This window comes from Rhizobium sp. NFACC06-2 (assembly GCF_900101425.1).
GTDB lineage: Bacteria > Pseudomonadota > Alphaproteobacteria > Rhizobiales > Rhizobiaceae > Agrobacterium > Agrobacterium leguminum.
This window is the reverse complement of sequence record NZ_FMVA01000004.1, coordinates 283,846-298,149: the sequence shown is the minus strand read 5'-3', so window position 1 is coordinate 298,149 and position 14,304 is coordinate 283,846. Positions and strand designations below refer to the sequence as shown.

The 14,304-nt window shown below is 59.8% G+C and carries 14 protein-coding genes; 3 read left to right on the top strand and 11 right to left on the bottom strand.

Going from position 1 to position 14,304, the window contains the following annotated elements:
- Positions 1 to 46 precede the first annotated feature (46 nt).
- Positions 47 to 1,816 carry a methyl-accepting chemotaxis protein gene (locus F3H58_RS10240; protein WP_149742103.1) on the top strand — a complete coding sequence of 590 codons (1,770 nt, stop codon included), beginning with the start codon at positions 47 to 49 and terminating at the stop codon, positions 1,814 to 1,816.
- 45 nt (positions 1,817 to 1,861) lie between these two features.
- On the opposite strand, the gene fdhD is transcribed toward F3H58_RS10240, so the two are convergent.
- From fdhD to F3H58_RS10200, 9 genes are all read right to left on the bottom strand, one after another.
- Entirely contained in the window at positions 1,862 to 2,668 is an 807-nt protein-coding gene (gene fdhD / locus F3H58_RS10235; protein ID WP_149742102.1) for a formate dehydrogenase accessory sulfurtransferase FdhD, read from the bottom strand.
- Between the two features lie 4 nt (positions 2,669 to 2,672).
- Positions 2,673 to 2,834 carry a hypothetical protein gene (locus F3H58_RS27200; RefSeq protein ID WP_188128857.1) on the bottom strand — a complete coding sequence of 54 codons (162 nt, stop codon included), beginning with the start codon at positions 2,832 to 2,834 and terminating at the stop codon, positions 2,673 to 2,675.
- 189 nt (positions 2,835 to 3,023) lie between these two features.
- Positions 3,024 to 3,434, bottom strand: coding sequence for a F0F1 ATP synthase subunit epsilon (locus F3H58_RS10230; RefSeq protein ID WP_003492358.1), 411 nt, complete (start codon positions 3,432 to 3,434; stop codon positions 3,024 to 3,026).
- 130 nt (positions 3,435 to 3,564) lie between these two features.
- The gene (gene atpD / locus F3H58_RS10225; RefSeq protein ID WP_149742101.1) at positions 3,565 to 5,019 is read right to left on the bottom strand and encodes a F0F1 ATP synthase subunit beta; all 1,455 of its coding nucleotides are present in this window, start codon (positions 5,017 to 5,019) and stop codon (positions 3,565 to 3,567) included.
- Positions 5,020 to 5,042: 23 nt separating this feature from the next.
- Entirely contained in the window at positions 5,043 to 5,921 is an 879-nt protein-coding gene (locus F3H58_RS10220; RefSeq protein ID WP_137412259.1) for a F0F1 ATP synthase subunit gamma, read from the bottom strand.
- Between the two features lie 31 nt (positions 5,922 to 5,952).
- Complete coding sequence (gene atpA, locus F3H58_RS10215) at positions 5,953 to 7,482, bottom strand: F0F1 ATP synthase subunit alpha (protein WP_149742100.1); 1,530 nt, start codon at positions 7,480 to 7,482, stop codon at positions 5,953 to 5,955.
- Positions 7,482 to 8,048: a F0F1 ATP synthase subunit delta gene (locus F3H58_RS10210; RefSeq protein ID WP_170988551.1), complete on the bottom strand. Its 567-nt coding sequence runs from the start codon at positions 8,046 to 8,048 to the stop codon at positions 7,482 to 7,484. The genes atpA and F3H58_RS10210 overlap by 1 nt, the downstream gene beginning before the upstream one ends.
- 261 nt (positions 8,049 to 8,309) lie before the next feature.
- Positions 8,310 to 8,696, bottom strand: a complete 387-nt coding sequence (locus tag F3H58_RS10205; RefSeq protein WP_149742099.1) for an AGROH133_08824 family phage infection protein — start codon at positions 8,694 to 8,696, stop codon at positions 8,310 to 8,312.
- 79 nt (positions 8,697 to 8,775) lie between these two features.
- Positions 8,776 to 10,992, bottom strand: coding sequence for a primosomal protein N' (locus tag F3H58_RS10200; RefSeq protein WP_149742098.1), 2,217 nt, complete (start codon positions 10,990 to 10,992; stop codon positions 8,776 to 8,778).
- A gap of 133 nt (positions 10,993 to 11,125) precedes the next feature.
- Between F3H58_RS10200 and F3H58_RS10195 the strand changes: the two genes are divergently transcribed.
- Entirely contained in the window at positions 11,126 to 12,061 is a 936-nt protein-coding gene (locus F3H58_RS10195; protein WP_149742097.1) for a tyrosine recombinase XerC, read from the top strand.
- Positions 12,062 to 12,141: 80 nt separating this feature from the next.
- Positions 12,142 to 13,239, top strand: coding sequence for a TraB/GumN family protein (locus tag F3H58_RS10190; protein WP_078052381.1), 1,098 nt, complete (start codon positions 12,142 to 12,144; stop codon positions 13,237 to 13,239).
- Here the strand turns inward: F3H58_RS10190 and F3H58_RS10185 are convergent.
- Positions 13,223 to 13,711, bottom strand: a complete 489-nt coding sequence (locus F3H58_RS10185) for a DUF2867 domain-containing protein (protein WP_149742096.1) — start codon at positions 13,709 to 13,711, stop codon at positions 13,223 to 13,225. The genes F3H58_RS10190 and F3H58_RS10185 overlap by 17 nt on opposite strands.
- A gap of 79 nt (positions 13,712 to 13,790) precedes the next feature.
- The gene (locus F3H58_RS10180) at positions 13,791 to 14,291 is read right to left on the bottom strand and encodes a cytochrome b (RefSeq protein WP_078052379.1); all 501 of its coding nucleotides are present in this window, start codon (positions 14,289 to 14,291) and stop codon (positions 13,791 to 13,793) included.
- Positions 14,292 to 14,304: the final 13 nt, after the last annotated feature.

Genomic DNA, 14,304 nt, shown 5'->3' with positions numbered 1-14,304 from the left:
TCCTGTGCGGCTCACCGCGCCGTGGGCCGTTTTTGGGGGACGTATAATGCTGGGGTTAGGGAAAAGCGCAGATAACAGAAATATACTCGATGCCATATCGAGATCGCAGGCGGTCATAGAATTCGATCTCAAGGGTAATATCCTCACCGCGAATAAAAATTTCTGCACGGCGCTGGGTTATGATCTCACCGAGATCGTCGGCAAGCACCATCGCATCTTCTGCGACAGCGAGCTTGCCGGGTCGCGGGCCTATCAGGAATTCTGGGAGTCTCTTGCCCGTGGCGAGTTCCAGGCCAGGGAATATCGCCGTATCCGCAAGGACGGCTCGGTTATCTGGATCGAGGCCTCTTACAACCCGGTTTTCCGTTCCGGCAAACCCTATAAGGTCGTGAAGATCGCCACCGACATCACCGCCAAGAAAATCAGGGCCGTGGACGATGCGGGCAAGCTGGAGGCGCTCTCCCGTTCGCAGGCCACCATCGAGTTTTTCCCGGATGGCACCATCATCACCGCCAACCCGAATTTTTGCGCCACGGTGAATTACGACCTCAAGGAAATCGAGGGCAGGCATCACCGCATGTTCTGCGATCCGGCCTATGCCGCCTCGCCTGCTTATAGCAATTTCTGGCCGCGACTGGCGGCAGGGGAATTCATCTCGGATGAATTTGTCCGCTATGGAAAGAACGGCAAGGAAATATGGATACAGGCTGCCTATAATCCGGTGCTGGACGAGGCGGGCAAGGTTGTCAAAGTGGTGAAATTCGCCACGGATGTCACGCCCCGCATGAGCGCCATAAGTGTGCTTGCCGATGCCCTGCGGGCGCTTGCCGAAGGTGATCTTGTGCAGCGCCTCGACAACAGCTTCGTGCCCAGCATGGAAAAGCTGCGCGCAGACTTCAACGAAGTCGTCGCCAAGCTGCAGGCCACCATGCAGACTATCGCCCACAATGCCTCGACAATCGCTTCGGGCTCCGGCGAAATCCGCATCGCTGCCGATCAGCTTTCGCAGCGTACCGAACAGCAGGCCGCTTCGCTGGAAGAGACAGCAGCCGCGCTGGAGGAAATCACAACCACCGTTACCGATGCCAGCCGGCGCGCCGGCGAGGCCGGAAAGCTGGTGCTGCGAACGAGAGAACATGCCGAACATTCCGGCGATATCGTCCAGCAGGCAATTTCCGCCATGGATGCGATTTCGCGGTCCTCGGGTGAAATCACCAATATCATCGGCGTCATTGACGACATCGCCTTCCAGACCAATCTTCTGGCCCTCAATGCGGGTGTCGAAGCCGCCCGGGCCGGCGAAGCGGGCAAGGGTTTCGCCGTTGTGGCGCAGGAGGTCCGCGAACTCGCACAGCGGTCCGCCGTTGCGGCCAAGGAAATCAAATCCCTCATCAACACCTCCCGCGAGCAGGTCGCCAACGGTGTGGATCTGGTGGGCAGAACCGGCGGCGCGCTCCGGGATATCCAGTCGCAGATGAGCGAGATCGACACCAATGTCTCGGCGATCGTTGAAGCCTCGCGCGAGCAGGCGAATGGTCTCAGCGAAATCAATCAGGCCGTCAACGTCATGGATCAGGCCACCCAGAAAAACGCCGCCATGGTGGAGGAAACCACCGCCGCCAGCCACGGCCTCGCCACGGAAGCGGAAAATCTGCACGAATTGCTGCGGCAGTTCAGAATATCCCACGAGGCATCGCCCGCTCGCCCGGCCGACAAAAAACCGGCCGTCGTCACCCGGCTCCAGACACCGCAACCGCGATATGCCGCCGCGCCAAGGTCTCACGGAAACGCAGCAGCCGAATGGGCGGAGTTCTAGGCCCGCTCTGAAGCCAAAGGCCGCCAGGAAACGGCGGCCTTAATGTTATAGAAGGATACGATCCGCCCGGGTGAAGATTTCAAAATCCTCACCCCGCACCAGCGCCACAAGTGTGACACCCGAACTCTCGGCCGTTTCGATGGCAAGCGCCGTGGGTGCGGAGATCGCCGCCAGAATGGGGCTGCCAAGAATGGCGGTCTTCTGGACCATTTCCACCGACAGTCGGCTGGTGACCACCACAATGCCCGTATCGGGCGATAGGTCCGCATTGACAACCGCACCTGCGAGCTTGTCGAGCGCATTGTGCCGGCCGACATCTTCGCGGACAGCAAGCAGCCCTTTTTGAGGATTGTAGAAACCCGCGCCGTGAACTGCCCTTGTTTCGCGATTGAGGCTTTGCGCTTCATTCAGCGCTTTCACCGCGGCAACGATGTCATCTCCGTCAACGGAGACTTCCACGCCGCTCAACTCCGGTACCACGCGGACCGCCTGTTCTATGGATTCAATGCCACAAAGACCGCAGCCGACGGGGCCTGCCATATGCCGCCGCCTTGCCCTCAGCGCATCCGCGTTGGCATCCTGCAAATCCACCTGAACATCGAAGCCCTGCCCGGCCTCGATTACCTCGATGGAACGGATTTCCGCCCTTGTGGATATGATGCCTTCCGTAAGACTGAAACCGACCGCGAAATCGACAAGATCAGCGGGGCTGGCCATCATCACGGCATGGGTGCTGCCGCCATAGGAAAAGGCAACCGGCACCTCCTCCGGCACCGCCCTCTCGCCCTTCACTATGGCCCCTTCGCGCAAAGCGGTTCTTGCGACCCTTCGGTAACTTGCCTTTGCCGACACCCGATCATTCCTCCATGACGAAAATCCGCTTCGTCTCGCTCACGATCTCAAAGCAGCATTTCTTCCCGGTTATCACATCTAACCGAAAGCCCTGAAAATCGGAATCGGTTTCCCGGCTGCGCCCGTTGAAGGCGCTCCCTGCCTCACCCATTTCCCGCATGTCCATCACTGATGCAATCCCGCCAAAGCCATTCGGAATCTCAGATCAGGCCGGGTGACGGGTTTTTATGCGAAAGCAGCCATGCTTCGCCTGATATGGTGAGGCAACAGCCCAAAACAAAAAAGCGACCGAAACGGCCGCTTTCTGCTTTAGGTTTTTTGTGGGCAGTCATTCTTTCGAACCCGCCCGGTGCTTTCAAGCAGCGACGAGAACCTCATGCAGGTTCGTCAGTTCATAAAGGTGCTTTTCAAGCTTGGTCAGATGTTCGTGGTGATGATTGCCCTCTTCGATTTCGGCCTTGGCCGCATCGATACGCTTCTGCAGCGTGTCGGGAGACATGTCATCGGCCGAAACGGCGGATTCGGCGAGAAGCGTGCAGCCGGTCGGCAGAATATCGGCAAAACCACCGAAGACGACATATTTATGCGTCTCGCCGGAAGCGAACTTCACCGTTACCAGGCCGGGCTTGATCGTGGTCATCGTCGGCGCATGATTGGCCAGAACGGTCATTTCACCCAGCGTAGCCGGGATGACGACTTCCGTAACCGTTTCGGAAACGAGCAGACGCTCCGGGGAAACGAGATCGAATTTGAAACTGTCAGCCATGGCTATTCACTTCTTTTCAATTACGCGGGCGTCACGGACTTGTCTTTTACAACGCAGGCGAAAGCCGTCCGGTTTCGCCACCATTGTCGGCAGGGCGCGCGGCTAAAGCCACGCGCCCGCCAATTCATGATCAGGCAGCCTCGGCAGCCAGCTTCTTTGCCTTTTCGATGGCTTCTTCCATCGAGCCGACCATGTAGAAAGCAGCTTCCGGCAGGTTGTCATACTCGCCGTTGACCAAGCCCTTGAAGCCCTTGATCGTGTCTTCGAGAGCGACCAGCTTGCCCGGCGAACCGGTGAAGACTTCAGCAACGAAGAACGGCTGCGACAGGAAACGCTCGATCTTGCGGGCGCGGGCAACCGTCAGCTTGTCTTCTTCCGACAGTTCGTCCATGCCGAGGATGGCGATGATGTCCTGCAGAGCCTTGTAGCGCTGCAGGGTCGACTGAACCTTACGAGCCACTTCATAGTGCTCTTCGCCGACGATCATCGGGTCAAGCATACGCGAGGTGGAGTCGAGCGGGTCAACAGCCGGGTAGATACCCTTTTCAGCGATCGAACGCGACAGAACCGTCGTTGCGTCAAGGTGGGCGAACGATGTGGCAGGTGCCGGGTCGGTCAAGTCGTCGGCGGGAACGTAAATGGCCTGAACCGAGGTGATCGAACCCTTGGTCGTGGTGGTGATGCGTTCCTGCATCTGGCCCATGTCGGTTGCGAGCGTCGGCTGGTAGCCCACGGCCGAAGGAATACGGCCGAGCAGAGCCGACACTTCCGAACCAGCCTGCGTGAAGCGGAAGATGTTGTCCACGAAGAACAGAACGTCCTGGCCTTCGTCACGGAAGTTTTCAGCGATCGTCAGACCGGTCAGAGCGACGCGAGCGCGGGCGCCCGGCGGTTCGTTCATCTGGCCGTAAACGAGTGCTGCCTTGGAGCCTTCGCCGCCGCCGAGCTTGTTGACGTTTGACTCGATCATTTCGTGATAGAGGTCGTTACCTTCACGGGTACGCTCACCAACACCGGCGAATACCGAGTAACCGCCGTGCGCCTTGGCGACGTTGTTGATCAGTTCCATGATGAGAACCGTCTTGCCAACGCCGGCGCCGCCGAACAGGCCGATCTTGCCGCCCTTGGCGTAAGGAGCCAGAAGGTCGACGACCTTGATGCCGGTGACGAGGATCTGCGCTTCGGTCGACTGTTCGACGTAAGCAGGAGCGTCCTGGTGGATGGCGCGCTTGGAAGCGGTCACGATCGGACCAGCTTCGTCAACCGGCTCGCCGATGACGTTCATGATACGGCCGAGCGTTTCCGGACCAACCGGAACGGAGATCGGAGCGCCGGTGTTCGAAACGCTCTGACCGCGAACCAGACCTTCGGTCGAGTCCATGGCGATCGTGCGAACGACGTTTTCACCGAGGTGCTGCGCGACTTCCAGAACCAGGCGGTTGCCGTTGTTCTCGGTTTCGAGCGCGTTCAGGATCGGAGGCAGTTCGCCTTCGAACGCCACGTCGACAACAGCGCCGATAACCTGGGTAACCTTGCCCGCGCCGTTCACCGCTGCGGTTTTCTTGGGGGTAGCTGCCTTAGCCATTATCCTTACCCTCTTTCCTTACCTCAGAGCGCTTCCGCGCCCGAAATGATTTCAATGAGTTCCTTGGTGATCTGAGCCTGACGCTGACGGTTGTAGGAAAGCGTCAGCTTGTTGATCATCTCACCGGCATTGCGCGTTGCGTTATCCATCGCGCTCATCTTGGCGCCCATTTCACCGGCGACGTTTTCGAGCAAAGCCCGGAAAACCTGAACCGAAATGTTGCGCGGAATAAGGTCTTCCAGAATAGAAGCCGCATCCGGCTCATATTCGTAGACGGCGCTCTGCGTCGCGGCATCCTCTTCCACAACAGGCGTTGCGGCCGGAATGAGCTGCAGGCCGGTCGGGATCTGGCTGATGACGGACTTGAATTCCGAATAGATCAGTGTGCAGACATCGAACTCGCCGGCGTTGAAGAGCGAGATCACCTTCTTGGCGATCTGGTCGGCATTTTCAAAACCGACCTTCTTCACGTCGCGCAGTTCGATGCGCTCGATGATGTTGGCTGCAAATTCGCGACGCAGCGCGTCGTAACCCTTCTTGCCGACCGTGATGATCTTGACCGTCTTGCCTTCCGAAATCAGCTTGCGGGCGTGATCGCGGGCAAAACGGGCGATTTGCGAGTTGAAACCGCCGCAAAGACCACGCTCAGCCGTACAGACGACGAGCAGATGCACGTCGTCCTTGCCGGTGCCGGTCATCAGCGCCGGAGCAACGTCCGCCTCGACCGCATTCGCGATGTTGGCAAGAACGGCGCTCATGCGCTGAGAATAAGGCCGGGCGGCCTCCGCAGCTTCCTGGGCGCGCCGAAGCTTCGCCGCGGCGACCATTTTCATCGCCTTGGTAATCTTCTGCGTCGCCTTTACCGAGGCAATGCGGTTTTTCAGATCCTTTAGTGAAGGCATCCGTTATCCGTCCGAGTAAAAGAGCCCTGATTTAAGAGAAAGACTTGGCGAAGCTATCAAGAGCGCCCTTGAGCTTGCCCTTGGTATCGTCGCTGATAGCCTTTTCCGTGCGGATGGTGTCGAGGATCGCCTTGCCTTCCGAGCGGAGGTAGGAGAGGAAACCCTGCTCGAACTTGCCGACCTGTGCGACCGGGATCTTGTCGAGGTAGCCGTTGACGCCGGCGAAGATCACCGCAACCTGTTCTTCCGTCTTGAGCGGCGAGAACTGCGGCTGCTTCAGAAGCTCGGTCAGGCGGGCACCGCGGTTAAGCAGGCGCTGCGTGGAAGCATCGAGGTCCGAACCGAACTGGGCGAAGGCGGCCATTTCGCGATACTGGGCGAGTTCACCCTTGATCGAGCCGGCAACCTGCTTCATCGCCTTGATCTGGGCGGCGGAGCCAACGCGCGAAACCGACAGACCGACGTTAACGGCCGGGCGGATACCCTGATAGAACAGGTCGGTTTCAAGGAAGATCTGGCCGTCGGTGATCGAGATCACGTTGGTCGGAATAAAGGCCGAAACGTCGTTACCCTGCGTTTCGATGACCGGCAGAGCCGTCAGCGAACCGGCGCCCATTTCGTCGGAGAGCTTTGCAGCGCGCTCGAGAAGGCGGGAGTGGAGGTAGAAAACGTCACCCGGATAAGCTTCGCGGCCCGGAGGACGGCGCAGCAGAAGCGACATCTGACGGTAAGCAACGGCCTGCTTGGAAAGGTCGTCGTAGCCGATGAGAGCATGCTTGCCGTTGTCACGGAAGTATTCGCCCATAGCGCAACCGGCAAACGGAGCAAGGTACTGCATGGGAGCCGGATCGGAAGCGGTCGCAGCAACGATGATCGAATACTGCAGCGCGCCGCGCTCTTCCAGAACCTTCACAAACTGGGCGACGGTCGAACGCTTCTGACCGATAGCGACGTAGACGCAATAAAGCTTGTCGCCATCCGGGCCATTGTCGTGAATGGCCTTCTGGTTCAGGATCGTATCGAGAATGATGGCTGTCTTGCCGGTCTGGCGGTCGCCGATGACCAGCTCGCGCTGGCCGCGGCCAACCGGGATGAGCGCATCGATGGCCTTGAGGCCGGTCGACATCGGCTCATGAACCGACTTGCGCGGAATGATACCGGGAGCCTTGACGTCAACGCGCGAACGCTTGGCGGCATTGATCGGGCCTTTGCCGTCGATCGGGTTGCCGAGCGCGTCAACGACGCGGCCGAGCAGTTCCGGACCGACCGGAACGTCAACGATAGCGCCAGTCCGCTTTACGGTGTCGCCTTCCTTGATGTCACGGTCCGAACCGAAGATAACCACACCGACGTTGTCGGCTTCGAGGTTGAGCGCCATGCCGCGGATGCCGCCGGGAAACTCGACCATTTCGCCGGCCTGAACATTGTCGAGGCCATAGACGCGGGCGATACCGTCACCGACGGAAAGCACCTGACCGACTTCCGAGACTTCCGCCTCGTTGCCGAAATTTTTGATTTGATCTTTCAGAATTGCGGAAATTTCCGCGGCGCGGATATCCATCAGCCAACCTCTTTCAGTGCAAGCTTAAGGGTGGAAAGTTTGGTGCGAAGAGACGTATCGATCTGGCGAGAGCCGACCTTGACGATCAGGCCGCCGAGGATCGACGGATCGACGGTAACGGAAACCGCCACATCCTTGCCGGTAACGCTCTTCAGCGCCGCCTTCAGTTCAGTTTCCTGCGCCTCGTCGAGCGCATGTGCCGAGGTAACCTCGGCGGTGATTTCGCCGCGGTGGGCAGCGGCAATAGTGCGGTAGGCGCGGATCATGCCGGGAACGGCAAAGAGACGGCGGTTATTCGCAACGACCTTGAGGAAATTGAGCGCGAGACCGGCAATGCCGGCCTTTTCGCAGATCGCGGTGATTGCCTTGAACTGATCCTCGGCGGAAAACACCGGGCTCGCAACCAGACGCTTCAAATCGTCGCTTTCGTCGAGAAGTGCGCCGAACTTATCCAGATCGGCCTGAACCGCTTCGACCGCACCCGCTTCCAAAGCAAGCTCGAAAAGCGACGACGCATACCTTTCCGCTACACCGGATGTTCCATGGGAGGTGTCTGCCACGGGCACTTTTTCCCTGCTAATCGTCCAAGACCATCAGCGATGGGGCTCCACCGCATCAAATTCTTGAAATCGTTTCAATTTCCCCGAAAAAGACCGGAATTCCCCCCTGCCTTTTCCCAATTTCGCGGTCCGTCTAGCATAGGACGCCGGGACTCGCAACACGCGTAATAGCGGAAAGCGCCGTTTGGGCAAGGGGGAATGCGTTTAAATTTTCCGATTTCGCCCAGGATGCGGCATCTGTGCGTCACAAAAGGCAAAAAGCCCGCTTCAGACCAGCCCGAACACGTAGCTCAACGACAGTGCAGCGAGCAGAAAGTGTACAACCAGAAGTAAGAAATTCCGCATGGTTGCGCCACCATCGGAGAGTATGGAGAGAATGCCGCCAAAGACACTGAGGCTGAAGGCCACCCCAAAGGCGAGATAGACCATGGGCTGCGCGAGAAGCAGGGCGGCGGCGCCGAGACCGAGATAGAACCCGGCAAGCGACGAGCGCACGAGTGCATAACCATCCCTGCGCTCACCCGCCGGCTGCAGACCGAAGGCGCGCAGCGTAATACCCGGCGCAAACATGAAAAAAAGGCCCATCACGGCCGAAACCACCGCCGCTCCGAAGGCCAGCTGCTCGCCGAACTCGGCGGGAAAATAAAACTCCATCTCGTTCCCCAAATCATTTTGACTGCCTGCTGCGTTATGACACGGTCATGACAGCGGGAAAACGCCCCGGGGGCAAAGTTCAAAGGAAACTTTGCGGGTCGATATCGAGCTGCACATGCACGCTGCCGCGCTCTTTCGGGCCATTGGCCAGAAGCGTGCGGAGAAAAGACTGCATGTCGGAATTGCGCCGCCCGTGCACCAGCAGGCGGAAACGGTGACGGCCACGGATGAGCGCGAGCGGCGCTTCCGCCGGGCCGAGCAGCATGATGCCGGCAACCTGCGGGGCTGCGGCCCTTAAACCCCGGGCATGGGTTTCCGCTTCCCCGCGCGTATCGGCGGAAACGATGATCGAGGCAAGCCGTCCGAAAGGCGGCAGAACGGCTTTTTCCCGCTCCACGATTTCCCTTTCGTAGAAGGCCGATGCATCGCCCGAAACGATGGCCTGCATGACGGGATGCTGCGGCTGATAGGTCTGCAACAGGCCATGGCTCTTCAACCCCGTTCGCCCGGCGCGCCCCGTCACCTGCGACAGCAGCTGAAACGTTCGCTCCGCAGCGCGCGGATCGCCATTGGCAAGGCCGAGATCGGCATCGACGATGCCCACAAGTGTCATCAGCGGAAAATTATGTCCCTTGGCGACGAGCTGCGTGCCGATAACGATATCCGCCTCACCCTTGACGATCGCCTCCAGCTCCAGCCGCAGCCGCTTGACACCCATGAGATCGGATGAGAGTACGATGGTGCGGGCCTCAGGGAAATGTTTCTCCACCTCCTCGGCAATGCGCTCCACACCCGGCCCGCAGGCCACCAGATGATCGAAGGTGCCGCATTCCGGGCAATGGTCAGGCGTCGGCTCGTTGTGGCCGCACTGGTGGCACTGCAATTGATTGCGGAACCGGTGCTCCACCAGCCAGCTGGAACATTGCGGGCATTGGAAACGGTGACCGCAGACCCGGCAGAGCGTCAACGGCGCATAACCGCGACGATTGAGGAACAGCAGCGCCTGCTCGCCCTTCTCGATGGTCTTGCCGATGCCGCGCAGCAGGACGGGTGACAGAAACCCTCCCCTCTCCGGCGGATGACGCCGCATATCGACAAGATGCAGATCGGGCATAGCCGCATCGCCGAACCGCGTGTGCAGATGAATGGTGTTGTATCGCCCCGAACTGCCATTGACCTGGCTTTCGACCGACGGTGTGGCAGACACCAACACGACAGGAAATTCTGCAATCCGCGCCCTGACGACGGCCATGTCGCGGGCATTATAAAAGACACGGTCTTCCTGCTTGTAGGCCGGGTCGTGCTCCTCATCGACGATAATGAGGCCAAGATTGTCGAAGGGCAGGAAAAGCGCCGAGCGCGCGCCGGCCACCACCTTCACTTCGCCCGTCACCACCTGCCGCCAGACTTTTTCGCGCATCCGCGGTGACAGGTCCGAATGCCATTCCGCCGGTTTCGCACCGAAACGATCCTGAAAACGTTCAAGGAAGGCCGCCGTCAGCGCAATTTCGGGCAAAAGGATGAGAACTTGCTTGCCCTGCCGGAGCGTCTCGGCCACCGCCTCAAAATAGACCTCGGTTTTCCCAGAACCTGTGACGCCGTCGATCAGCGAAACATGAAAGCCGCCCTTGCGCACATCCTCGAGTATCTCCGAAGCGGCCTGTTTCTGCGGGCCTTCCAGACGCGGCTCGACATAGTCAGGATCGGGCTCGGCCACGACAGGCGGCGCCGGCAGAAACACCGTCTCGAACACGCCCTGCTTGATGAGACCATCGATTACGCTGGTCGAAACGCCGGCGGCATGGGCAAGACCGCTCTTCGTCCAGCCATGCCCTTCAGCCGCCAGCTCCATAACCCGCTCGCGGGCGGGGGTAAGGCGCTCGGGCCGGCCTTCGGTCAGCCGCAGCCCCTCGATCATCGGTTCGGGATCGAAGGCCGCGGGCGCTCTGAGCGCCATGCGGGCCACAAGGCCGGGCGGAGAAAGCGTATAGGCGGCGACCCAGTCCACAAAGCGGCGCATTTCCGCCTTCAGCGGCGGGCACTCGAAACTTTTGGTGATGGGCCGCAGCTTCTTCGGATCGACGCCCTTCTCACCCGCATCGTCCCACACCACGCCGAAGACTTGTCGGGGGCCGAGCGGTACCTGCACGACGGAACCGGTCTCGACCACCATATCTTCGGGCACCGAATAGCTGTAGGGCCCGGGCGCGGGCATGGGCACGAGAACGGGCACCGTGCGCGTGGGCGACGGCGGGTCGAACAGAGCCCCAAACAGATCGGACGAATCTTTTGCCATGATGTGGCGACCATGCCCCGGCGACAGGAAAAAGGAAACCGCCCGGATGTAGTGGGCGCGCCTTGCAAAGTCTACCTCTTAACCAAATGCTGACCATAAGCGCATAGTTTCGAAGCATGGAAAGGAGCGCCGCGTGACCGAAATCCTGACATTTGCCCAAGCCGATCTTCTCGACGAGCGCCAGTCCTGGCTCGCCGCCCTCGCAGGCGAACGCCGGCTTTCGGACAATACCGTCGAGGCCTATGAGCGCGACACCCGGCAATTTCTGACATTCCTGACCGGATACATCGGCAAACCGGCCTCCATCACCGATATTGCCGATCTGCGTCCGGTCGATCTTCGCGCCTTTCTGGCCAACCGGCGCAAGGAAGGCGCCGGCGCACGTTCGCTGGGCCGGCATCTGGCGGGCCTGCGCTCCCTGCTTCATCACCTGCAGAAAAAAGGTCTGGTGAATGCCACAGGCGCCACCGCCATGCGCGCCCCAAAACAACCGAAATCGCTACCGAAACCGCTGACCGACCGGCAGGCGCTGAAAATCACCACGACTGAAGCGCAATTGAACGACGAACCATGGATCGCCGCCCGCAATGCCGCAGTCCTTTCACTGCTTTATGGCTGCGGCCTTCGCATTTCCGAGGCGCTCGGTCTTACCCCGGCCGATTTCCCGCCGGGCGCCCGCAGCCTGCGCATTACCGGCAAAGGCAACAAGACGCGGATTGTGCCCCTGCTGGCGGTGGTGACGGAAGCCGTCGATACCTACAGGAAACTTTGCCCCTATGCCCTGTCGGCGGATGAGCCCATGTTCCTCGGCGCACGCGGCGGCAAGCTGCAGCCCGCCATCATCCAGAGGGAAATGCAGAAACTGCGCGGCGCTTTCGGCCTGCCGGAAAACGCCACGCCGCATGCGCTGCGCCACTCCTTCGCCACGCACCTTCTCGCCGGCGGCGGCGACCTGCGCACGATTCAGGAACTGCTCGGCCATGCGAGCCTCTCCACCACACAGGTCTATACCGGCGTCGACACCGCGAGACTGCTGGAAATCTACGACAACGCCCATCCGCGCGCATGAAGCAGGAAATGGTTAACCATAATCATTAACCAGACATCCAAGCCGCCGTTCTATAAGCGAACGACAACCGGATTGGACCGATGCACAGCCTGATAAAACCGCAAAACCTCACCGCCACCCTGATGGGCAAGACCGGCGACGCCCTGCTGTGGCTGCTTGCCGCCCTGCATGTCACCGCCGTCGCAATCCTGCTCATGACCTTGCTTTCGCTGGGGCAAGCGGAAGCCGCGCAGCAGCAGATCACCTGCACCGGCAGCGACATTCTCGTGGAGATGCGCAAGACCGATCCGCAAGCCTTCGCAAAAATCGAGCAGGAAGCGGCCGCGATCCCCAACGGCAAGGGCAATTTCTGGCGCATCGAAAAGGCGGGAACGCCCACGTCCTATCTTCTCGGCACCATGCATGTCACCGATCCGCGTGTTCTGGAAATGCCTGCCGCCGCCAGCCCCGCCTTCGAAAAAGCCGCGACAGTGATCGTGGAATCGGACGAAATCGTCGATGACAAGAAGGTCGCGGCGTCGCTGCTGAGCAAGCCCGAACTCACCATGTTTCTGGATGGCAAATCGATCACCGATATCCTGTCGCCGGAAAATGTCGCGCGTCTGGAAAAGGGTCTCAAGGAACGCGGCATTCCGCTGAACGCCGTTTCGCGCATGAAGCCGTGGATGCTTTCGAGCTTCGTCGCCCTTCCCGCCTGTGAATTCGCCCGCAAGGCCACCGGCCTCTCCTTTCTCGACAAGAAGCTGGCCGAAGATGCCATCGCGGACGGAAAACACCTTGTCGGGCTGGAGACCATGGTGGAGCAGCTGACGGCGATGTCGGAGCTGCCGATGGAATTTCATCTTCAGGCGCTGATCGAAACGCTCGAACTGGGCGACCGCATGGATGACATCATGACAACCATGACCGATCTCTACGTCGCCGGCGATATCGGCATGACCATGCCCATGCTGAAAAGCCTGGACCCCAAGAAGGCCGCAGCGGAAAGCGAACAGGGCTACGCCGCCTTCGAACAGCGCATCATCACCGACCGCAACCATGTCATGGCGGAGCGGGCCGCCCCCGAGCTTGCCAGGGGCAATGTCTTCATGGCCGTCGGCGCACTGCATCTGCCGGGCGAGGAAGGCCTTGTCGAACTGCTGCGCGCGGAAGGCTTTACCCTCACGCGGGTCGATTGACCCGCTCACTCCCGATGCTGACTGGACGGACATTGGCGCAGAACGGCCGCATCGTCGCCGGCACGATGCGGCGGTGAAACGGTCCGACGACAAAAAGATAGAGCCGCCCAAACAGGTTCTTGCGCCTGACAATGGTGGTGACACTCACCAGCTGGCTGTTTTCCTTCTCTTCGAGATCGACAACGATCCGGAAATCGAGATGGCGGTCATCGAAACCCAGCACAGTTCGCTGTGGCGTGGAGGACAGGACTGGAAAACCTCCTGCCGATGTGCCAGCCACCATTTCGACCGTTCTTAAACCGAAAAGCGCCACCACGCGGTTTCGAAGTGCCATAAGGCTGCGGATCCATGCCGGAGGATGAGCGAGAAGGAGCCTGCTCACATCGAGTGAGGACGGCTCCGGCGTCACCATCTCTCCCTGATAGCGATCCCGCCAGTCTGCGCCCGGTAATATGTCTTCGATATCCTGCATTCCTGAACCCCGGCCGCGCCATGCGGCAGGGGTCACCTTCCTCTTTTTCCGAGGGACCGGAAACGCGACAAACCGCCGCTTAGCCGTGCGTCATGCGCTTCAGGACATTGGTGCGCCAGTAGAACTGGTGAACCAGAACGGCGACGACATGACCGGCGATCAACACCCACATCAGCGCCTTGAAGGGTCCGGAATGCAACTGCCCGGCCGGCTGAGCGCCGAAGTAATAAGCGGCAATACCGGACAGGGGCAGGACAAGGAACAGGGCATAAAAGGTAAAATGCGCCACCTTCGCCGCAATCTGAAACGGCCGAGGTTCTTCGGCGGGATGCGGCGGCACGCCCTGGAAGAAGCGCAGACAGAGCCGCAGCACTGCAAGCAACAGAATGGTGAAGCCGACATAGGCGTGAATATTGGCCGAAGATACCTGTTCCGGCGTCAGTGTTTCGCCCCTCCGCATCAGCCGGTAGGCATGTTCCATCCCATCGGGAAACAACAGGTTGAAGAAGATCAGAAGCGCCATCGCCCAATGAATGATGCGCTGCGGAACGGTGAAGGAAACTTGACTTGGAAACGCCATTTTATTGCCTTTT

Coding starts and splice junctions, on each gene's coding strand:
- F3H58_RS27200 (WP_188128857.1), bottom strand. CDS start 2,834: ATGGACATGCGGGAAATGGGTGAGGCAGGGAGCGCCTTCAACGGGCGC.
- F3H58_RS10185 (WP_149742096.1), bottom strand. CDS start 13,711: ATGCAGGATATCGAAGACATATTACCGGGCGCAGACTGGCGGGATCGC.
- F3H58_RS10180 (WP_078052379.1), bottom strand. CDS start 14,291: ATGGCGTTTCCAAGTCAAGTTTCCTTCACCGTTCCGCAGCGCATCATT.
- F3H58_RS10220 (WP_137412259.1), bottom strand. CDS start 5,921: ATGCCTTCACTAAAGGATCTGAAAAACCGCATTGCCTCGGTAAAGGCG.
- F3H58_RS10230 (WP_003492358.1), bottom strand. CDS start 3,434: ATGGCTGACAGTTTCAAATTCGATCTCGTTTCCCCGGAGCGTCTGCTC.
- atpA (WP_149742100.1), bottom strand. CDS start 7,482: ATGGATATCCGCGCCGCGGAAATTTCCGCAATTCTGAAAGATCAAATC.
- F3H58_RS10200 (WP_149742098.1), bottom strand. CDS start 10,992: ATGGCAAAAGATTCGTCCGATCTGTTTGGGGCTCTGTTCGACCCGCCG.
- F3H58_RS10240 (WP_149742103.1), top strand. CDS start 47: ATGCTGGGGTTAGGGAAAAGCGCAGATAACAGAAATATACTCGATGCC.
- F3H58_RS10190 (WP_078052381.1), top strand. CDS start 12,142: ATGCACAGCCTGATAAAACCGCAAAACCTCACCGCCACCCTGATGGGC.
- atpD (WP_149742101.1), bottom strand. CDS start 5,019: ATGGCTAAGGCAGCTACCCCCAAGAAAACCGCAGCGGTGAACGGCGCG.
- F3H58_RS10205 (WP_149742099.1), bottom strand. CDS start 8,696: ATGGAGTTTTATTTTCCCGCCGAGTTCGGCGAGCAGCTGGCCTTCGGA.